This window comes from Bradyrhizobium sp. AUGA SZCCT0158 (assembly GCF_018130065.1).
Lineage (GTDB): Bacteria > Pseudomonadota > Alphaproteobacteria > Rhizobiales > Xanthobacteraceae > Bradyrhizobium.
In genome coordinates this window covers 225,218-244,492 of sequence record NZ_JAFCME010000008.1, presented here as the reverse complement: position 1 = coordinate 244,492, position 19,275 = coordinate 225,218, and the positions used below count along the sequence as shown (strand labels likewise).

The 19,275-nt window shown below is 64.0% G+C and carries 17 protein-coding genes; 10 read left to right on the top strand and 7 right to left on the bottom strand.

Annotation, left to right across the window (positions count from 1 at the left end):
* Nucleotides 1-77: 77 nt before the first annotated feature.
* The 4 genes from serA to JQ574_RS14255 all read left to right on the top strand — a co-directional run bounded on the left by serA (nt 78) and on the right by JQ574_RS14255 (nt 6,841).
* Nucleotides 78-1,667, top strand: coding sequence for a phosphoglycerate dehydrogenase (gene serA, locus JQ574_RS14270; protein WP_212207238.1), 1,590 nt, complete (start codon nt 78-80; stop codon nt 1,665-1,667).
* A 219-nt stretch (nt 1,668-1,886) separates the two neighbouring features.
* Nucleotides 1,887-3,860, top strand: coding sequence for a methyl-accepting chemotaxis protein (locus JQ574_RS14265; RefSeq protein ID WP_212207239.1), 1,974 nt, complete (start codon nt 1,887-1,889; stop codon nt 3,858-3,860).
* 213 nt (nt 3,861-4,073) lie between these two features.
* A complete protein-coding gene (locus tag JQ574_RS14260; RefSeq protein WP_212207240.1) occupies nt 4,074-5,747 on the top strand; it encodes a mucoidy inhibitor MuiA family protein in 1,674 nt (557 codons plus the stop codon).
* A gap of 257 nt (nt 5,748-6,004) precedes the next feature.
* Nucleotides 6,005-6,841 (top strand): enoyl-CoA hydratase-related protein, encoded by an 837-nt coding sequence (locus JQ574_RS14255; RefSeq protein ID WP_212207241.1) that lies wholly within the window; start codon nt 6,005-6,007, stop codon nt 6,839-6,841.
* Between the two features lie 173 nt (nt 6,842-7,014).
* Here the strand turns inward: JQ574_RS14255 and JQ574_RS14250 are convergent, their stop codons facing one another.
* The 5 genes from JQ574_RS14250 to JQ574_RS35095 form a co-directional block, all read right to left on the bottom strand.
* Nucleotides 7,015-8,370 (bottom strand): esterase-like activity of phytase family protein, encoded by a 1,356-nt coding sequence (locus JQ574_RS14250; RefSeq protein ID WP_212207242.1) that lies wholly within the window; start codon nt 8,368-8,370, stop codon nt 7,015-7,017.
* 153 nt (nt 8,371-8,523) lie between these two features.
* Nucleotides 8,524-9,324, bottom strand: coding sequence for a heme ABC transporter ATP-binding protein (locus tag JQ574_RS14245; protein ID WP_212207243.1), 801 nt, complete (start codon nt 9,322-9,324; stop codon nt 8,524-8,526).
* A complete protein-coding gene (locus JQ574_RS14240; protein WP_212207244.1) occupies nt 9,321-10,415 on the bottom strand; it encodes an iron ABC transporter permease in 1,095 nt (364 codons plus the stop codon). The genes JQ574_RS14245 and JQ574_RS14240 overlap by 4 nt, the downstream gene beginning before the upstream one ends.
* Nucleotides 10,412-11,365 (bottom strand): hemin ABC transporter substrate-binding protein, encoded by a 954-nt coding sequence (locus JQ574_RS14235; protein WP_212207245.1) that lies wholly within the window; start codon nt 11,363-11,365, stop codon nt 10,412-10,414. Before JQ574_RS14235 ends, JQ574_RS14240 begins: the two co-directional genes overlap by 4 nt.
* A 33-nt stretch (nt 11,366-11,398) precedes the next feature.
* Nucleotides 11,399-11,605 carry a hemin uptake protein HemP gene (locus JQ574_RS35095; protein ID WP_249119330.1) on the bottom strand — a complete coding sequence of 69 codons (207 nt, stop codon included), beginning with the start codon at nt 11,603-11,605 and terminating at the stop codon, nt 11,399-11,401.
* A gap of 262 nt (nt 11,606-11,867) precedes the next feature.
* On the opposite strand from JQ574_RS35095, the gene JQ574_RS14225 reads away from it, so the two are divergent.
* From JQ574_RS14225 to JQ574_RS14200, 6 genes are all read left to right on the top strand, one after another.
* Nucleotides 11,868-14,228, top strand: a complete 2,361-nt coding sequence (locus tag JQ574_RS14225) for a TonB-dependent hemoglobin/transferrin/lactoferrin family receptor (protein ID WP_212207246.1) — start codon at nt 11,868-11,870, stop codon at nt 14,226-14,228.
* A 140-nt stretch (nt 14,229-14,368) separates the two neighbouring features.
* Nucleotides 14,369-14,704, top strand: coding sequence for an antibiotic biosynthesis monooxygenase (locus tag JQ574_RS14220; protein ID WP_212207247.1), 336 nt, complete (start codon nt 14,369-14,371; stop codon nt 14,702-14,704).
* A 12-nt stretch (nt 14,705-14,716) separates the two neighbouring features.
* Nucleotides 14,717-15,244, top strand: a complete 528-nt coding sequence (gene hutX, locus JQ574_RS14215) for a heme utilization cystosolic carrier protein HutX (protein ID WP_212207248.1) — start codon at nt 14,717-14,719, stop codon at nt 15,242-15,244.
* 32 nt (nt 15,245-15,276) lie between these two features.
* A complete protein-coding gene (exbB, locus tag JQ574_RS14210) occupies nt 15,277-16,071 on the top strand; it encodes a tonB-system energizer ExbB (RefSeq protein WP_212207249.1) in 795 nt (264 codons plus the stop codon).
* 3 nt (nt 16,072-16,074) lie between these two features.
* Complete coding sequence (exbD, locus tag JQ574_RS14205; RefSeq protein WP_212207250.1) at nt 16,075-16,524, top strand: TonB system transport protein ExbD; 450 nt, start codon at nt 16,075-16,077, stop codon at nt 16,522-16,524.
* Nucleotides 16,525-16,529: 5 nt separating this feature from the next.
* Nucleotides 16,530-17,354 (top strand): energy transducer TonB, encoded by an 825-nt coding sequence (locus tag JQ574_RS14200; RefSeq protein WP_212207251.1) that lies wholly within the window; start codon nt 16,530-16,532, stop codon nt 17,352-17,354.
* Between the two features lie 8 nt (nt 17,355-17,362).
* Here the strand turns inward: JQ574_RS14200 and JQ574_RS14195 are convergent, their stop codons facing one another.
* On the bottom strand, nt 17,363-18,265 hold the full coding sequence (locus tag JQ574_RS14195) for a carbohydrate ABC transporter permease (protein ID WP_212207252.1): 903 nt from the start codon (nt 18,263-18,265) through the stop codon (nt 17,363-17,365).
* Nucleotides 18,258-19,223: a carbohydrate ABC transporter permease gene (locus tag JQ574_RS14190; protein WP_212207253.1), complete on the bottom strand. Its 966-nt coding sequence runs from the start codon at nt 19,221-19,223 to the stop codon at nt 18,258-18,260. Before JQ574_RS14190 ends, JQ574_RS14195 begins: the two co-directional genes overlap by 8 nt.
* Nucleotides 19,224-19,275: the final 52 nt, after the last annotated feature.

The window sequence follows — 19,275 nt, the reverse complement described above, 5'->3', positions numbered from 1 at the left end:
AGAAATCGCTCCGAGACATTCACCCATTCCGGCCCCGCAGGCCGACCCTCCCTATAGGGAAGGCAAGGATCACACCAATGTCCAAACCCAAAGTTCTCATCTCCGACGCTCTCTCTCCGGCAGCCGTGCAGATCTTCAAGGACCGCGGCATCGATGTCGACTTCCAGCCCAATCTCGGCAAGGACAAGGACAAGCTCGCCGAGATCATCGGTAATTATGACGGGCTTGCGATCCGCTCCGCGACCAAGGCGACTGCCAAGATCATCGAGAAAGCCAAGAAGCTGAAAGTGATCGGCCGTGCCGGCATCGGCGTCGACAATGTCGAGATTCCCGCCGCGACCGCCAAGGGCATCATCGTGATGAACACGCCGTTCGGCAATTCGATCACGACCGCCGAACACGCGATTACCCTGATGCTGGCGCTGGCACGCGAGATTCCGCAGGCCGACGCCTCGACGCAGGCCGGCAAGTGGGAGAAGAACCGCTTCATGGGCGTCGAGATCACGGCCAAGACGCTCGGCGTGGTCGGCTGCGGCAATATCGGTGCGATCGTCGCCGACCGCGCGCTCGGCCTGCGCATGAAGGTGATCGCCTTCGATCCGTTCCTGTCGCCGGAGCGCGCCAAGGACATCGGCGTCGAGAAGGTCGAGCTCGACGATCTCTTGAAGCGCGCCGATTTCATCACGCTGCATACGCCGCTGACCGAGAAGACAAAAAACATCATCGACGCGGGAGCCCTCGCCAGGATGAAGAAGGGCGTGCGCATCATCAACTGCGCCCGCGGCGGCCTGGTCGACGAGCAGGCACTGGTCGATGCCCTGAATTCCAAGCATGTCGCGGGCGCCGCCTTCGACGTTTTCATCGAGGAACCCGCTACCTCGAACGTGCTGTTCGGCCATCCCAACGTGATCTGCACGCCGCATCTCGGCGCCTCCACCACCGAAGCGCAGGAGAACGTCGCACTGCAGGTCGCCGAACAGATGTCGGATTATCTTTTGACCGGCGCGATCTCCAACGCGGTCAATTTCCCTTCGATCACCGCCGAAGAGGCGCCGAAGCTGAAGCCGTTCATTGAACTGGCCGAGAAGCTCGGCTCGTTCGCGGGCCAGCTCACCGAGAGCGGCATCCTCAAGGTGCAGATCACCTATGAGGGCCATGTCGCCGAAATGAAGATCAAGGCGATCACCTCGGCGGTGCTATCCGGTCTGCTGCGGCCGATGCTGGGCGACGTCAACGTGGTCTCGGCGCCGGTTGTCGCCAAGGAACGCGGCATGGTGGTCGACGAAATCGTGCGCGCGGCGCAGAGCGATTACGAAAGCCTGATCACCGTCACCGTCATCACCGAACGCCAGGAGCGCTCGGTGTCGGGCACCGTCTATCACGACGGCAAGCCGCGGCTGGTCGATATCAAGGGCATCCGCGTCGATGCCGAGTTCGGCAAGTCGATGATCTATGTCACCAATGAGGACAAGCCCGGCTTCATCGGCAGCTTTGCCGGTTTGCTCGGCGACGCCAAGATCAACATCGCGACCTTCCATCTCGGCCGCGTCAAGCAGGGCGGCGACGCCATCGCGCTGGTGGAAATCGACGGTGAAATTCCGGCCGACGTGCTCGCCAAGGTGCAGGCGTTGCCGCAGGTCAAGCAGGCCAAGGCGTTGGTTTTTTAAGAGACGCTGGTCTTTCGAGAGGCGTTGGTATTCCCGGAGGTGCTCGTTTCGCTCTTCCGGGCGACCTCGGAAGTTCAACGCTTTTGCACTGTAGCGTGCATAGCTTCCAAATTGCGCGTAATTTTACGTATCCGGAAATTTACCGAAAGTTGCACAACTGAGCGCTATCCCTGATGGGCGGGTTTACGTTTTTGTAACCATGCCCATCAGGGGATCAGGATGCGGATTATCTCTCTGCGGTTAACTCACAAGATTACCGCGATCGGCGTCGTGGGTGTGTTCGGTGTCGTTCTGATCGGCGGCATCCATATGTATGGCGAAAAGGCCATGGCGGTATACCGCGATGCCGCCGACAAGGCGCGCACCATCGCGGAGTTGAACAGCAAGATCGAAGTCGAATTGCTGGAAGGCCGCCGCGCCGAAAAGGATTTCCTGCTGCGCAATGACGCGAAGAAGGCGGACAGCCAGATCGAGATTGCCAAAGCCGTTGCTGCCGATATCGATGCGTTGCACGGCAAGATCGTCGCCGTCGGCAAGCCCGAACTGGCCCGCCAGATCGAGGCGATGAGCGCCTCGCTGAAAAAATACCAGACGCATTTCACCGCGGTCGTCGAGCAGAAGCGCCAGCTTGGCCTCGACGAAAAATCCGGGCTTGAAGGCCGGCTGCGCGCCTCGGTCCACGATATCGAATCGCGGATTGAGCCGCTGAATGAGTCCGCGCTGCTGATCACCATGTTGAGGATGCGCCGGCTCGAGAAGGATTTCATGCTGCGGCGTGACCGTAAATACGGCGACGACATGAAGAAGCGGAACGTGGAATTCCTCGCAGGGCTGGAGGCTACGAATATTCCGCAAGCGGCGAAGGCCGAGCTGAAGCAGAAGCTTGCCGACTATCAGCGCGATTTCGAGGCCTGGATGGTGCAGGCCCTGATGCTTGCCGGTGAACTCAAGGCGATGTCGGAGGCCTTTGCGGCGGTCGAGCCGGTCATCGATGAGGTATCGAAATCGGTCAACGGCATCAAGGCCGAGGCCGACCGCCTGAACGTCGCCGAACGCGACAGCATTCAGCGGATGATCGAGATTGCCATCCTGATGATCGCCGTGTCGGTTCTGGCGGCGGGCTTCTTCATCGGCAGGTCGGTTTCAAAACCGCTGTCGGCGATGAGGGCGGCCATGATTGAGCTTGCCAAGGGTAATTTCGCCATCGTGCTGCCGGGTCTTGGCCGCGCCGACGAGATCGGGGAAATCGCCCAGGCCGTGGAAACCTTCAAGGTCAACGCCGAGCAGAAGGCACGCGACGAGGCGGATGCCAAGATCAGGCAGGACCAGATCGCCGCCCAGGAGCGCAAGGCCGACATGATCAAGATGGCGGACGCGTTCGAAGGCGCGGTCGGCGAGATCGTCGAGACGGTGTCGTCGGCATCGACCGAGCTGGAAGCTTCCGCCGGCGTGTTAACGTCGACTGCCATCCGTTCGCAGGAATTGACCACCATGGTCGAGGCCGCTTCCGAAGAAGCCTCCGCCAATGTGCAGTCGGTGGCCTCCGCCACCGAGGAACTGACCTCCTCGGTCAACGAGATCAGCCGCCAGGTGCAGGAATCGGCGCGGATCGCCAATGAGGCCGTCGGCCAGGCGCACCAGACCAATGATCGCGTCGGCGAATTGTCCAAGGCCGCCGCGCGTATCGGCGATGTCGTCGAACTGATCAACACCATCGCGGGACAGACCAATTTGCTGGCGCTGAACGCGACGATCGAGGCGGCGCGGGCGGGCGACGCGGGGCGCGGGTTTGCCGTGGTGGCGTCCGAGGTCAAGGCGTTGGCCGAACAGACGGCGAAGGCAACCGGCGACATTGGCCGGCAGATCGCGGGCATCCAGTCTGCGACCGAGGATTCGGTAAGCGCCATCAAGGACATCAGCGGCACGATCGAGCGGCTGTCGGAGATTTCGTCGACGATCGCTTCCGCCGTGGAAGAGCAGGGTGCGGCGACGCAGGAAATTTCGCGCAACGTGCAGCAGGCGGCACTGGGAACGAGCCAGGTCAGCGCCCACATCACCGACGTCCGGCAGGGCGCCAGCGAGACCGGGGCGGCCTCGGAGCAGGTGCACTCGGCGGCGCAATCGCTGTCGGGCGACAGCAACCGCCTGAAGCTCGAAGTCGGCAAATTCCTGAACTCGGTGCGGGCGGCCTGACACCGCCACCGATTTCAGCAGTGGACGATCGCGGCGGGCCCTGAACCGGCCGCTCGCGGCGATCGTCAGCCCCATCAGCCGCGATCCCGCCGCGGCGCTGCCTCACCGAAACCCCAATCGAACCAGTTCCTCGCTCGCAACGTCTCATCACCAGGGGTGGTGGGAGTTTTTTTGCGTCGCCGGTCAGCAGGCGGCCTTAGGAGAGGGAAACCAATGCGATTTTCAGCCAAGTGTTCAGCCAAGTGCCTTGTGACGACCAGCCTCGTCGTGGTTGCGGCGTTGGCCGCAGCACCGGTGCGGGCGGCCGATGTATCAGCCAGTTCGGCCGTCGATGCCGTCACCGTCTATCCCGACGGCGCCAGCATCACCCGGGTCATCACCGTCGATCTTCCGGCCGGCGACCACTCGGCCGTGCTGAAGGATTTTCCGCTGACGCTGGATCCGTCCTCGCTGCGGGTCGAGGGCGAGGCGGGGGCAAAACTCACCATTGGCGCCATCGATGCCAAGCCGCCGCGCGCGGCGCCGCCGGTCAATCTGCCCGAACTCGACAAGCGCATCGAGGCGTTGAAAGACCAGCGCGCCGATCTGCAGGGCGCGATCAATTCAGCCGCGGCGCGACGCAAATTCGCCGAGCGGTTTGCCGATGCCTCGCCGGCCGGGATCGGTGACAAGGGCGAGGCGCGTCCCATTGCCGAATGGCGCGCGGCCTTTGCCGCCGTGGCCGAGGAAGTCGCTACCGCCGACAGCGCGATCCGCGACGCCGAACGCAAGCAGCGCGAGCTCGACCGCGAAATCGCGCGGCTGGAAGCCGACCGGGCGCAGAAGCCGCCGAGCAAGCTCGAGGTCCGGATCGAGCTCGCCGCCGCGGCTGCGACCAAGGCCACGCTGCGGGTGACCTACGCGGTGCGCAACGCGCGCTGGACGCCGCTGTACGATGCCCGTCTCGACACCGGCGCCAGAGACCGCAAGCCCGCGCTCGAACTGGTGCGCCGCGCCGAAATCACCCAGAACACCGGCGAGGACTGGTCGAATGTCGCGCTTGCCGTTTCCACCGTGCGCACCGCGCGCGGCGGCAAGGCGCCGGACCTGAATTCGCTGATCGTGCAATATCCGCCGCCGCCGCGGGCTGCCGCATCCGTCAGCGGCGGCATGGATGCCGCCAAGCCATTGGTACGCGCGGCGCCCGCGCAACGGGCGCCAGAGGCAATGTCCGAGCGTGCCGACGAGCAGCAGGCCGCCGCCGAAGTCAGCGGCTTCCAGGTGGTGTTCAAAATTCCGGGCCGTGTCAGCCTCGGCGCCAGCGAGGGCGCAAAGAGCCTGCGCGTCTCCTCTGCGATCATCGCGCCCGATCTTGCGGTCCGCGCGGTGCCGGTGCTGGATCCGACCGCGTTCCTGGAAGCCAGCTTCAAGCAGACCGAAGACGCGCCATTGCTGCCCGGCCGTGTCGCGATCTATCGCGACGGCGTGTTCGTCGGCCGCGGCCAGATGGCCGCCGCCGGCAAGGACGAAACCGTCCGCCTCGGCTTCGGCGCCGACGACAAGATCAAGATCGAGCGCACGACAATCAAACGCAACGAGGGTTCGGCCGGCCTGATCGTGACCACGTCGAAGACCGACGAGCGCTCGTTCAAGACCACCATCCGCAACGGCCACGACTTCCCGATCAAAGTCGCGGTCGAGGATCAGCTGCCGGTCAGCGAGAACGAAGACATCCAGGTCGAAATGCTGTCATCCTCGACGCCGCCGACCACGACCAACCTGCGCGACAAGCGCGGTGTGCTGGAATGGGCCTTCGAGGCCAAGGCCGGCGAAGTCCGCGACATCGGCTTTGCCTGGCGCGTGCGCTGGCCCAAGGACAAGGGCGTGGTCATGAACCCGGCGGGCTAGCTCGTCATGGCCGGGCGTAGCCGTCTGAAGCACGGCGTCGCTTCCGCTCGCCTATGTCCCGGCCATCCACGTCTTCGTCATGGAGGCAAGCAAGACGCGGATGCCCGGCACAAGGCCGGGCATGACGGAAGGTGAGCAAAGGCCGTGGGGTGCTGGTCTGCATCCCGCGGCCTTGCCGCAGCTTGCGACTTCCTCTCTGATATCGGCATCAAGCTAAGGACCGCCCAACAGGTCCCGCGAACAGGGAGAAGCCACCGATGCCATACCAACACATTCTCGTCGACGATCCCCGGCCGCGGGTCCGGCGCATCACGCTCAATCGTCCCGAAAAGCGCAACGCGCTCAACAACCACCTGCGGGCGGAAGTGTTCGAGGTGCTGGAACAGGCCGATCGCGATCCTGACATTTCGACCTCGATTATTCGCGGCGCTGGTCCCTGCTTTTCCGCAGGGTACGATTTGTCGGCGGATAACCGCGTCGATCAGCCCTATCACTCGGCTGCCGGCCCTGGCCAATGGTCGCGGCACGTCGTCGAGGGCTGGTTCGGGATCTGGGATCTTGCAAAACCCGTGGTGGCGCAGGTGCACGGCTATTGCCTTGCCGGCGGCACGGAGCTCGCGACCGCCTGCGATATCGTCTATGTCGCGGACGATGCGCAAATCGGCTATCCGCCCGTGCGGCTGATGTCGCCGCCCGACATGCAATATCACCCCTGGCTGGTCGGCATGCGCCGCGCCATGGAGCTGATGCTGACCGGGGACGCGATGTCCGGCCGCGAGGCCGCCGAATGGGGCTTTGCGACGCGGTCGTTTCCGCTCGAAGAGTTAGATACGCGCACGCTGGATTTCGCCGAGCGCGCCGCCAAAGTGCCGATTGAATTGCAGCAGCTCAACAAGCGCTCGGTGCACCGCGCGATGGAGATCATGGGCGCCCGCGCCGCGATGCGCGCCGGCACCGAAATCCAGGCGCTGGCGTTCACGACGGAAGCTTCGCGCAACTACATGTCGACATTCCGCCGCGACGGATCGAGCGTAAAGTCACAGCTCGACCAGCGCGACACGACGTTTGGTGATTATCGGACGCGGAAGGAGTAGGTCTCTTCTTACCTCTCCCCGCTTGCGGCCCGCTTGCGGGGAGAGGTCGAAATTCGCGATAGCGGATTTCGGGTGAGGGGGTACAGGTCTATCAACTGACACTGCTTTCGCGGTGAGAGCCCCTCACCCCGACCCTCTCCCCGTGAAGAACGGGGAGAGGGAGACCAGAGAGCTCACTTCGCCTTCAAAAACTCACCGACTTCCAGCAGCACGAACTCGTTGTCGTCGGCCTTGTTGGGATCGCGGCTCGAGGAGAACGGCAGATTGTTGTCGTTGCCGACGATGATGTGGGTGTCGTCGACGCGGTCGACGTTCTCGATGGTGAAGAACGGGAACGTCAGCACGCCGTCATTGAGCGGCTTCTTTGCCTTCTTGTCGGGATCCTTGATCTTCATCAGGTCGATATAGGCGATCTTGCGCACCGGCTTGCCGGCATTGGCGTCGTTAAGTTCGACTTTGTAGACGCGCTTGAACTTCGCCAGATCCGGGAAGCAACTCTCGCCGCGGGTGCCTTGCGGGCAGGCCTTGTCCGCGGTGCCTTCGCCATTGTCGCGCTCGATGATCAGGCCGGAGGAGGCGTCGATCATGTTGAAGTCGCCGATGGCGTGGCCGTTGGCCTCGAACACATAGTGCCAGTAGCGCCCGGTGAATTTTTCCGCCGCGACGTCGAATTCGAGAATCCGCGCGGCTTCCTTGCCGTCGACCTTTTCAACGTCCTTTTTCTCGGCGTCCCACAGCGGGCCTTCCAGCAGGCCGTAGAGGAACTTGCCGTCCTTCGATCCGCCAAAGCCTTCATAACCCTTGGAGCGGCGCAGGTTGACGGTGGTGTAGCTGGCGCCCGGCGCGCCCGGCGACTGCACCGACCAATGGTCCGGCGAACGCACCGGCTTGCCGTCGGCGCTGGTGTCGAACACGGCGAGCACTTTTCCGGTCTTGTCGGCCTTCAGGATGTAGGGACCGAATTCATCGCCGATCCAGAAAGTGTCGCCGATGATCTGGAAACCTTCGGTGTCGAAGTCGGCGCCGGTGAGGTAGCGCTTGGCGGTGGCTTCGTGGACGATGCGGAACGGCACCTTCTTGTCGGGGTCATGCAGGAAGACGGTTTCCTGGCGCTCGATCGTGCCGGTCGCCCAGTCGATCTTGTGCCGGTTCAGGTACAGCATCGAATCCGGCGAGTTGTAGCGCGAGCCCATGCCGTTGTCGGTGAGCACCCAGAACGAGCCGTCAGCCATCACCTTGATGCCGGAATGGCCCTGCAGCGGCTGGCCCTTGAACGGCAGCGAGACGCCGGTCGGGCGCTCATAGGATTTTCCCATCACGCTGCCCAGCGCATCGATCCGGCGGCCGGTGGTGTATTTGCCGGCATTCTTGAGGTCATCCGGCGCGTCGGCGGGGGCCTCGACAAAGGATTGCGCTGATAGCACGGCGTGGCCCTTCAGCGTGGCCGGAAACTCGCCTTCGCCTTGCGCAAACGCGGCACCTGTAACCAGAAAGACCGAGGCGACGGAACAGAGCAGTGACATGCGCATGGTAATATCTCCTGTGAGAAACGATGCCGTGTTCTCCGGGGAGCGTGTAACAGCCACCTGACAGTTTTATGAAACACCGGTGATGCCGTTGGATAAAGTTGCGGCCTTACGCCGCCCGCGCGAACGAGGATACTTGGGCGGATCCTTGGGCGGCTACCGGGTCGCGACCGGCCGCATGGTCTGCGGCAGCAGGAACGGCACGCCATGGTCGGTATACTCGACGGTGACGTCCACTTCGAAGATGCGGCGGATGGTTTCGGCCGTGATGGCGTCGGTGCGGCCGCCGTCGATCGCCAGCCTGCCGCGGTGCAAGAGCACGATCCGGTCGGCGAAACGCATCGCGAGATTGAGATCGTGCAGCACCGCGATCACGGCAGTGCCGCCCCGCGCGCGCAGCTTGGCGGTTTCCACCAGGTCGATCTGGTGGCGCATGTCGAGGCTCGAGGTCGGCTCGTCCAGGAGCAGCAATCCCGGCCCGTGCTGCGCCTCGCCGCAGGCGAGCTGCACCAGCACGCGGGCAAAATGCGCGCGCTGTTGCTCGCCGCCGGACAAGGTCGGCAATTGCCGGTGGCTGAACCGCTCCAGCCCGACCTCATGCAGCGCCGCATCGACCAGCCGCTGCGCGGCGGCGCGGCTGTTGTCGCCCGCGCCCATCGCGACGATCTCCCCGACCGTGAACGGGAAAGTGACGTTGACGTGCTGCGACAGCATGGCGCGATGCTGGGCCAATTGGCGCGGTCTGTAGGCGTCGATGCCGCGCTGCTTGAGTTCGACATGGCCGCGGGTCGGCCGGAGGTCGCCAGACAGCATCCGCAACAGCGTTGATTTACCCGCACCGTTGGGCCCGACGATCGCGACCATCTCGCCGGCGGACACGCGCAGGTCGATGGCATCGACCAGGGTCGCGTCGCCGATCCGCAGCGACACCGACCGTGCTTCGAGCATCGGATTCATAGTCCGACCAGCCCGCGCTGGCGCAGCAGCATGGCGAGGAAGAATGGCGCGCCGACCGCAGCAGTCAGGATGCCGATCGGCAATTCGGCAGGCGCAACGATGGTGCGCGCCAGCGTATCGGCCCCGACCAGCAGGATCGCGCCTGATAATACAGAGGCGGGCAGCAGCAGCCGGTGCGCCGGCCCGATCACCAGCCGCAGCAGATGCGGCACCACGATGCCGATAAATCCGACGACGCCGCAGATCGACACCGCAACGCCGGTCATCGCCGATACCAACACGATCGAAATCCGCTTCAGCCGCTCGACATCGACGCCGCTGTGAAACGCCTCGGCCTCGCCGAGCACGAGCACGTCGAGCCCGCGGCCGATCCACAGGCAGGCGATCAGCGCAAACAGCAGCACCGGCGCCAGCGTGGCGACCTTGGGCCAGGTCGCGCCGCTCAGCGATCCCAGTAGCCAGAAGGTGATGTCGCGCAGCTGGCGGTCGTCGGCGATGAACACCAGGAGCCCGATGCCGGCATTGGCGATGGCGGCGATCGCCAGCCCCGCCAGCAGGAAGATCGCAATCGAGGTCCGTCCCGAACGGCTGGCAATGCCGTAGAGCACGATGGTGGTCGCCAGCGAGCCGAAGAAGGCGGCGAGCGGCAGCAGCTGGTTCTGCATGAAATGCAGGCTTTCGCCAAGATGGCTGTTGGTGAACACGATGGCGCTGGCCGCCGCAAACGCGCCGCCGCTGGAGACGCCGACGAGGGCGGGATCGGCCAGCGGATTCCGGAACAGCCCCTGCATGATGGTGCCGGACGCGGCGAGCAGGCCGCCGACCATCGCCGCCGCCGCGATCCGCGGAATCCGGATCGACCACAGCACGAGCTGATCGCGCGCCGCCAGCGGATGCGGCGATGCATCGCTCCACAGGCCGAGCGCTGCCGGAAGCCGCGACAGCGGAATTCCCGCTGCGCCCATCGTGAGCGCGATCAGGGCCGCACCGGCGAGCGCCAGCAGCAATCCAGCCAGCGTCAGCGTGGCGGCGGGCCGCAAAGCGGAGCCGCTGCGGCGCTTCGCGCTCTCCGCCTCGGCCACGGCGGTCATTGCCGGCAGTTCGCCGTCAGCGCGGCCGGCGTGAATTTTTCCGCCTGCGGCGCCAGCGACGGATAGAGCTTGACCGAGAGGTCGCGCGCGGCGGCCGCGGTGCGCGGACCGAAGCCAAGCAGATAGAGGCCTTCCATTGCAATGAAGGCCTTGTTCGCCACCACAGGCGTCATCGCGAAGGCCGGATGGACAAAGACGGCGTCAGCTTCCAGCGAGCCCTTGCTGCGCTCGATCGAGAGCACCACGTCGGGCCTCGCCGCGACGATCGCCTCGTCATTGATGATCTTGTAGCCGTCATAGCTGTCGATCGCGTTGACGCCGCCGGCCAGCGCGATGATTTCATTCGCCGCGGTCTTCTGGCCGGCCGCCATGGCGCGGCCGTTGAGCAGCGACATCACGAACATCACGCGCACCGGCCTTGTCACCTTGGCGCGCAGCTCGCGCAGTTGCGCCAGGTCGCCGGATACCGCTTTGGTCAGGCATTCCGCCCGCGCGTCGGCGCCCATGGCGTGGCCGACCAGCTTGATCTTGTCGAGCAGGCCCTGTTCGGAAAAGGTTTCAGGCACCAGCACCAGCGGCACCTTCGCCGCCTCCAGCACATCAATGGTTTCCTTCGGCCCCGAGCCCTGCACGGCAAGCACGAGCGAAGGGTTGAGCCCGAGCACGCCCTCGGCCGAGAGCTGGCGCATATAGCCGACATTGGGTTTGTCGCGCAGCGCCGACGTCGGATAGAGGCTGGTCGCGTCGACGCCGGCCAGCCGGTCCTCGAAGCCCAGCGCGTAGAGGATCTCGGTGATGGCGCCTCCGATCGAAACGATCCGCGCCGGATCCGAAATCGTGACGTCGCGGTTGCGCGCGTCGTGCACCGTAATGCCCGCCGCCAGCGCCGCGCCGCCAATGGCGAAGGCGCAGGTCGTGGCGAGCAAAGCGAGCGTGCGGGAAATTGTCATCTAGGTATCACTTGCAGGGATCACTTGCATGCATCACTTGGTCAGGATCAGCTTGTTTTGCGACGTCAGCCGCAAGCGGTAATTCTCTTCGCCGTGCGCAATGATGATCTCGCGTTCGGTTGCAAACAGCTCGCGGCTGTCGAGCCGGTTGCCGATCATGGCCACCGATCGTCCCGCAACAGGTGGATTCCCCGCGCTTCGCGCGGCGCCTCCGAGTTTGTCTCCGGAAGGTGCGGCCATCTAATTCTGTTGTGCCCCAAAAGAAGTTCTTATGTTCCAACCTTGTATAGTTGGGCCGAAGCGCAATCCAACCGCGGCAATTTACAATAGATATAAAGTGCGCGCCCCAGTCATTGACCGCCCCGACGCCACCGCTTAACCAATTGTGACAGAATGCGGGCCGGGGGGCCTGCGTTCGAAAAGTGGTAGCCAGCAAGCAGCTCGCACGTCGCGTAGCGCCCGCCAGCCAAACCCAGGAAATAGCTAACAGTTTGGGGTTGTTATGGCTGACGGGGCTAGGTATCCGCGCGCCCTTCTTTTGGGCGCGTCGGTAATGTCATTTGCGTTGCTGATGGGCGATGCCGCGGTTGCGCAGACCGCGGACACGCAGGAGACCGGTCGTTCGTCGGAACGGAAGAAACAGGCCAAGCGCAAGCCCGCCAAACCGCAAGCGGAGCAGCAGGCAGCCGCGCCGGTGTTGAACGCGTACGCGCAGATCGGCCGCGCACCCGTGCAGTCGCTCGACACCATCACCGTTGCCGCATCGAAAACCGAAGAGCGCGCGATCGACGCGCTGGCGCCGGTCAGCGTCGTGACGCTCGAACAGATCCAGGGACTGCAGCCGAAGCGGCTCGCCGACATCTTCTATAACGTGCCTGGCGTATCGTTCCAGGATCGCGGCGACGATCCGTCGACTTCGATCAACATCCGCGGCTTGCAGGATTTCGGTCGCGTCGCTGTGGTCGTCGATGGCGCCCGGCAGAATTACCAGCGCACCGGCCACAATGCCAACGGATCGTTCTTCCTCGATCCCGAACTGGTCGGCGGCGTCGATGTCGTGCGCGGTCCGACCGCGAACATCTACGGCTCCGGCGCGATCGGTGGCGTGGTCTCGTTCCGCACCAAGGATATCAATGACGTCGTGCGCCCGGGCGAACGCTGGGGCGTCGACCTGACCGGCTCCGGCGGCACCAACAACAGCCGCGGCCTCGGCTCGATCTTCGGCGGCGTCCGCGCCGATCCCAATGTCGATATTTTCGGCGGCGCGGTTTACCGCACGCAGGGAAATTACAAGGACGGCAGCGGCACCGAGATCGGCAATACCGGCAATGAAATCGCCGCCGGGCTGTTGAAGCTCACGGTGCGGCCTGCCGATGGCCATGAAGTCAAGTTCGGCACCATGTTCCAGGACTACAAATACTCGATCGGTCAGCCGAACCGTGGGCCGACCACCACGGCAGCCCCGCTGGCGGCAATTGCAGGCTCGTCGGTCTATGCATCCGATGCCAAGAACTACCTCGGCACCCTAAGCTGGAAATACTCCAAGCCGGACGACAATTGGTTCGACTGGAATGCGACGGTCTATGGCAACCGGGTCGAGAACGACCAGGTCAAGACCTACAACAACCGCATCACCACCGGCGGCGGCGTCTGCACGCTCGCCAATCCCGGCAACAACATCTCAGGCTGTGTCGGCGACAGGCGCGGCTATCTGCTCGACACCGTCGGCATCGACGTCAACAACACCACGCGTTTCAACGTCGCCGACTGGCGCAACGCGGTGACCTACGGCTTCGACGCGTTCAAGGACGATGTCAGCACGTCCGACAGCCGGGGCAATTCCGAGATCACCACACCGGGCGGCCACCGCAAGGTCTCCGGTGCCTTCATCCAGTTGAAGCAGAATTATTCGACCTGGTTCGAAGCGGTCAGCGCGATCCGCTATGACCGCTACGAGCTTCAGTCGTCCACGGTATCGACGGGCGGCGATCGATTCTCGCCCAAGATCACCCTTGGTGTGACGCCGGTGGCCGGCTTCACGCCCTATGTCAGCTATTCCGAAGGTTACCGCGCGCCCTCGATCACGGAGACGCTGATCGCCGGCGAGCACGCGACCGGCGGCGGTCCCACCCTGTTCCCCTGTCCGGGCGGCACCGCCGGACTGTTCTGCTTCCTGCCCAATCCGGGCCTCCGCCCCGAAGTCGGCAAGAACAAGGAAGCCGGCGTCAACCTGAAGTACAACGGTATCTTCGCGGCCGATGACAGCTTCCGGGGCAAGTTCAACGTATTCCGCAACGACGTCTCTGATTATATCGACCTTGTCGGATCGACGCCGAGAACCGCTATCCTGGTTCCGGTCCCCGGCCTGTTCTCACAATTCTTCCAATACCAGAATATCGCCAGTGCCAGGATCGAGGGCTTTGAGGCCGAGGCGCTGTATGACGCCGGAACCTGGTATCTCGGCGTTGCCGGCCACCTGATCCGCGGCAAGAACACCCAGACCAATGTCGGGCTCTCCACCATCACGCCGCGCAAGGTGACGACGACGGCCGGCGTCCGCTTGCTCGACCGCACGCTGATCCTGGCTGCGCAGTGGGCGTCGTTCGGTGCCAACAACGATCTTCCGGCCGGCTACCTGCCGTCGACGTCGTATGAACTGGTCAATCTGTACCTGACCTGGAATGCGACAAAGGATATCGTGTTCTCGGCGTCGATCGACAATCTCTTGAACCAGTACTACCGGCCCTATGCGATCCCCGGCAGCTCGACCGACGGCACCACGCAGAACGACGTGCTGTTCTCGAGCCCCGGTCCGGGCAGAGTCTATAAGGCCGGCTTGAAAATTCACTTTGGCGGAGCGTAACCAGAGCGTTAGCTGACGTTTCAAACTTTAATCTCCACCGGGCCGCGTTGATGCTCCAGCGCGGCTGCGGTGCGTTCGTGTTTTCGTCAAATTCAACTGGTTCGCTCGCAACAGAGACGGACCGCAACAAGGAGATTTCCATGTTTATCGCGATGAACAGGTTTCAGGTGAAACTCGGCCAGGAGCAGGCTTTCGAGACGGTGTGGGCAACGCGGGAGTCCTATCTCGGCAACATGGCCGGCTTCGTCGAATTTCATCTGCTCAAAGGTCCGGTCGCCGACGACCACACGCTGTATTCGTCGCACACCACCTGGGTCGACAAGGCCGCGTTCGAGGCCTGGACCCGCTCGGAAGAATTCCGCCGCGCCCATGCCCGCGCCGACAACAAGACCGGCGAAAGCCTCTACCTCGGCCATCCCAAGTTCGAAGGTTTCGAGGTGATCCAGTCCGAGCGCAAAACCAGCGCCGCCGCCTGACGGGAGGCCTGCATGTCGAGCACGCAGAGCGCCGATCTCACGGCGTATATGGCGGAAAATCCGGGCGCCGTGATCGAGGACGTTGCGCGCGAGCGCAACGTCACGCCGCGCGCGGTGATCGAGGCGATGCCCGAAACGATGGTACGGATCGGTGTCGGCAGCCATTTCGCCGCCGCGATGCAGGACATCGCGCAATGGGGCGAGGTGACGCTGATCGTCCATACCGTTGATGCGATCTTCGAGTTCACCGGAGCGATCCCGGCGGGCGAGGTTGGCCGCGGCTATTTCAACCTGATGCAGCCCAAGGGCTCTAACAAGGGATTGCACGGCCATCTCAGGCATGAACGCTGCGACGCGGTCGCCTTTGTCGAGCGTCCCTTCATGGGCAAGTCGTCGGCCTTCGTCGCCTTCATCAATGTCGATGGCGGCATCATGTTCAAGGTGTTCGTCGGCCGCGACGAGACCCGCGCGTTGCGCGGCGATCAGCTGAAGCGTTTTCAGTCGCTTGCGGACAGCCTTGCTTCGGCAAAGGCGGCCTGACCATCCGCAGTGTTGTCCGCCGGGAGGTGACCATGCAGCAGAATGTGCGCAAGTCGGGATCGAGAAAGCTGGCGGCCTCGATAGCCGCTTGCGTGGCAGTAATTCCGGGGGCGGCGCTTGCCGCCACCGACACCGCGTTGCTGCCGCGCAATCTCTCGCCATGGAACATGTTCGTCAATGCCGACATCGTGGTGCAAGCCGTGATGGTCGGATTGGCATTTGCCTCGCTGGTGACCTGGACGATCTGGCTCGCGAAAACGCTCGAGATCAGGCGCAAGACTGCGACCGCCAGGCGGCGGATCTCCCTGCTCGAGACTGATACGGTGCTCGCCGACGTCGAAAAGCAGTGCCGCAACGGCGGCGACGCGGTGGCGCAGATCGTGCAGTCTGCCGCGCGCGAAACCAGTCTTTCCGGCGGCATCAATGATGACGGTTTCAAGGAGCGGATCGCGCTGCGGCTGGAGCGGGTCGAGGCCGCGATGTCGCGGCAGATCGCGCGCGGCACCGGCGTGCTGGCGACCATCGGCGCCACCGCGCCGTTCGTCGGCCTGTTCGGCACGGTGTGGGGCATCATGAATGCCTTTATCGGCATTTCGGAAGCCCACACTACCAACCTCGCGGTGGTCGCGCCCGGCATCGCCGAGGCGCTGCTGGCGACCGCGCTGGGGCTGGTGGCCGCGATCCCGGCGGTGGTGATCTACAACCACCTGACGCGCACGATTTCGGCCCACCGCGCGCTGCTCGGCGACGCCTCTGTCATGGTGATGCTGCTGATCAGCCGCGAGGGCGATCACGGCTCGTTCCGGCTGGCGCGCGCCGCGGAGTGAATCATGGGCGCTGGATTGGGCACACGCGCAAGCTTCGGCGGCCGCTCGCGCGGCGGCGACGACGATCTCGCCGAGAACCACGAGATCAACGTCACGCCGTTCATCGACGTGATGCTGGTGCTGCTCATCATCTTCATGGTCGCCGCGCCGCTTGCCACCGTCGATCTCGGCGTCGATTTGCCGGCCAGCGCGGTCGAACCCGCGCCGCGTCCGGACAAGCCGGTGTTCGTCACGGTGAAGCCGGACCTGTCGGTCGCGGTCGGCGAGGACATCATCGCGCGCGACACACTGACCGCGACGCTTGATGGCGCCACCAAGGGCCGCAAGGACGAGCGGATCTATCTGCGCGCCGACAAGGCCGTCAGCTATGGCGAGCTGATGGAGGTGATGAACCTCTTGCGCAACGCCGGCTATCTCAAGGTCGCACTGGTCGGCCTCGACGGGCGAAGCTGACCGCGATGAACGCGTTCGCGCTGCATGATGCCACCGACCACGCCGGGGTGCGGCGCTGGAGCGCGTCGAGCATTGCGATACTCGCCGCGCATGCCGCGCTGATTGCGCTGTTCATGAATTGGTACACGCCGCGGCCGCCGCCGGGCGCCACCTTGCCCGCGATCATGGTCGAGATGGCGCCGGTATCGGCGGCGCCGCAATCGACTGAGCTCGAGCGCGCGCCTGACCAGTTGATGGAGCAGGCCGACGCCTCGCCGCCGGAGCCGGTCAAGCAGCAGGAGGTGGTCGAGGAGCAGATCGCGCCGACCCCGCCGCAGGAGAAGCCGGACGTGGTGGCGCCGCCCGAGCAGAAGGTGGAAATGAAGCCGGCGGCCGAGCCCGCCAAGCCCGTCCCGGCCGCCACGCCGACACCGGTCAAGCCAAAGGTCGTCCGGCCCGACGCGAAGAAGCCGAACCAGGCGACACCCGCGCCACGCACCGCGGCGCCGCCGCGTGTTGAACGCCAGGCCCAGGCCGCCTCCGCGGCCAGCGCCGGTGCATCGGCCTCGGCGCTCGCATCCTATAATCAGCGCGTCCGCGCCCACCTGATGCGTTTCCACCAGTACCCGTCGGCAGCCAACGGCCAGCGCGGCGTCGCGCGGCTGTCCTTTACGGTGAGCCGCAGTGGACAGGTCAGCGGAGGCCGCCTCAGCGGTTCGTCAGGCGTTGCCGCGCTCGACGCGCAGGCCTCGGCGATGATCCGCCAGGCTTCACCCTTTCCGCCGATCCCGTCCGAAATCCCGCAGGGATCGATCAGCTTTACGATCCCTGTGGCGTTTACGGTCAGATAATCGGTCGTCTATTCCTTCACCGCGCCGGTCAGCGACGAGACGTAATAGTCGACGAACAGCGAGTAGAACAGCGCGACCGGCAGCGAGCCGAGCAGCGAGCCCGCCATCAGCGCGCCCCACTGGTACACGTCACCGGTGACGAGTTCGGTCAGGATGGCGACCGGAACGGTCTTGTTGGCGCCGCTCTGGATAAAGGCGAGCGCGTAGATGAACTCGTTCCACGACAGCGTGAACGAGAAGATGCCGGCCGAGATCAGGCCGGGCACCGCCAGCGGCAGCGTGATACGCCGCAGGATCTGCAGCCGCGTCGCGCCGTCGACCAGCGCGCATTCCTCCAGCTCATAGGGAATCGACTTGAAGTAACCGATCAGCAGCCAGGTGCAGAACGGCACCAGGAAGGTCGGATACACCAGGATCAGCGCCATCGGCGAGTCGAACAGGCCGAATTGCACGATCACGGTGGCCAGCGGAATGAACAGGATCGAGGGCGGCACCAGATAGGCGAGGTAGATGCCGAGGCCGACATAGGGGCTGCCCTTGAAGCGCAGCCGTTCGATCGCGTAAGCGGCCAGTGTCGAGGCAAACAGCGACAGGAAGGTCGAACAAACCGCCACGAACATCGTGGTCTTCAGCCAGGTCGGATACGCCGTGTTGAACAGCAGATGCTTGATATGCGCGATGGTCGGCGAGGTGATCCAGAACGGATTGTGTTCCTTGTAGTTCAGCAGTTCCGCGTTCGGTTTGAACGAGGTGATCGCCATCCAGTAGAACGGGAACAGCAGGATCAGCACGAAGCACGACAGCGGCAGATAGATCATCATCACCCGCCGCGCGCGGGAATCCCACGACATGGTGTCCGGCGTGGCGCTGGCGACATTGCTGTTGCCCGGTGAGGCAGCTACGTCAGTCATTGGCTTCTCCTTGCTGCCATTTGCGGCGGGCGAGGCCGAAGTAGCTGAACAACGTCGCGAAAACCAGGAACGGGATCATCGACACCGCGATCGCCGCACCTTCGCCGAGCTCGCCGCCGGCGATGCCGCGCTGGAACGCCAGCGTCGCCAGCAAATGTGTCGAATTGACCGGCCCGCCGCGGGTAATGGCATAGACGAGCTGGAAGTCGGTGAAGGTGAAGATGATCGAGAACGTCATCACAATGGCGAGTATGGGCATCATCATCGGCAGCGTGATGAAGCGGAAGCGCTGCCAGGCGGTGGCGCCGTCCAGCATCGCCGCCTCATAGAGCGAGGGCGAGATGGTCTGCAGGCCGGCCAGCAGCGAGATCGCCACGAACGGAATGCCGCGCCAGATATTGGCGACGATCAGCGAGAACCGCGCCGCCCAAGGCGTGCCCAGAAAGTCGACATTGGTGGTGCGGACGTGCAGCACGTCGACCAAAAGATAGGAAATGATCGAGAATTGCGGATCGTAGATCCACCAGAACGCCAGCGCCGACAACACCGTCGGTACGATCCACGGCAACAGGATGATGGCGCGGAGCAGGCTCTTGAGCGGGAAGTGGTTGTTGAGCAGCAGCGCCAGCCAGAAGCCGAGCGCAAACTTTCCGATGGTCGCGATCGCCGTGTAGAAGACGCTGTAGAATACCGCGCTCCACCACAGCGGATCGGTAAAGAGGTACTGGAAATTCTCAAAGCCGATAAAGACGCCACGCTTGCCGATGGTGGTGTCGGTAAAGGCGAGCCAGACGCCGAGGCCGAGCGGGTAGGTGAGGAATACGCCGAGCAGACCGAGCGCCGGCGTCAGGCACATCACGATCAGGAATGGCTTGTAATCGAACAGGCGTGCGATCCAGCTTGGTTGCCGCTGCTCAATGATGCGTCGAGGTCGAGAAGGTAGGGTCGTCACAGACATCAATATTATCCCGATGCGAGCTATGTGAGGCCGTCATTGCGAGCCAAGCGAC

What these genes read in the sequence shown, in the direction of transcription:
- serA (WP_212207238.1), top strand. Translation starts at nt 78, where the DNA reads ATGTCCAAACCCAAAGTTCTCATCTCCGACGCTCTCTCTCCGGCAGCC.
- JQ574_RS14265 (WP_212207239.1), top strand. Translation starts at nt 1,887, where the DNA reads ATGCGGATTATCTCTCTGCGGTTAACTCACAAGATTACCGCGATCGGC.
- JQ574_RS14260 (WP_212207240.1), top strand. Translation starts at nt 4,074, where the DNA reads ATGCGATTTTCAGCCAAGTGTTCAGCCAAGTGCCTTGTGACGACCAGC.
- JQ574_RS14255 (WP_212207241.1), top strand. Translation starts at nt 6,005, where the DNA reads ATGCCATACCAACACATTCTCGTCGACGATCCCCGGCCGCGGGTCCGG.
- JQ574_RS14250 (WP_212207242.1), bottom strand. Translation starts at nt 8,370, where the DNA reads ATGCGCATGTCACTGCTCTGTTCCGTCGCCTCGGTCTTTCTGGTTACA.
- JQ574_RS14245 (WP_212207243.1), bottom strand. Translation starts at nt 9,324, where the DNA reads ATGAATCCGATGCTCGAAGCACGGTCGGTGTCGCTGCGGATCGGCGAC.
- JQ574_RS14240 (WP_212207244.1), bottom strand. Translation starts at nt 10,415, where the DNA reads ATGACCGCCGTGGCCGAGGCGGAGAGCGCGAAGCGCCGCAGCGGCTCC.
- JQ574_RS14235 (WP_212207245.1), bottom strand. Translation starts at nt 11,365, where the DNA reads ATGACAATTTCCCGCACGCTCGCTTTGCTCGCCACGACCTGCGCCTTC.
- JQ574_RS35095 (WP_249119330.1), bottom strand. Translation starts at nt 11,605, where the DNA reads ATGGCCGCACCTTCCGGAGACAAACTCGGAGGCGCCGCGCGAAGCGCG.
- JQ574_RS14225 (WP_212207246.1), top strand. Translation starts at nt 11,868, where the DNA reads ATGGCTGACGGGGCTAGGTATCCGCGCGCCCTTCTTTTGGGCGCGTCG.
- JQ574_RS14220 (WP_212207247.1), top strand. Translation starts at nt 14,369, where the DNA reads ATGTTTATCGCGATGAACAGGTTTCAGGTGAAACTCGGCCAGGAGCAG.
- hutX (WP_212207248.1), top strand. Translation starts at nt 14,717, where the DNA reads ATGTCGAGCACGCAGAGCGCCGATCTCACGGCGTATATGGCGGAAAAT.
- exbB (WP_212207249.1), top strand. Translation starts at nt 15,277, where the DNA reads ATGCAGCAGAATGTGCGCAAGTCGGGATCGAGAAAGCTGGCGGCCTCG.
- exbD (WP_212207250.1), top strand. Translation starts at nt 16,075, where the DNA reads ATGGGCGCTGGATTGGGCACACGCGCAAGCTTCGGCGGCCGCTCGCGC.
- JQ574_RS14200 (WP_212207251.1), top strand. Translation starts at nt 16,530, where the DNA reads ATGAACGCGTTCGCGCTGCATGATGCCACCGACCACGCCGGGGTGCGG.
- JQ574_RS14195 (WP_212207252.1), bottom strand. Translation starts at nt 18,265, where the DNA reads ATGACTGACGTAGCTGCCTCACCGGGCAACAGCAATGTCGCCAGCGCC.
- JQ574_RS14190 (WP_212207253.1), bottom strand. Translation starts at nt 19,223, where the DNA reads ATGTCTGTGACGACCCTACCTTCTCGACCTCGACGCATCATTGAGCAG.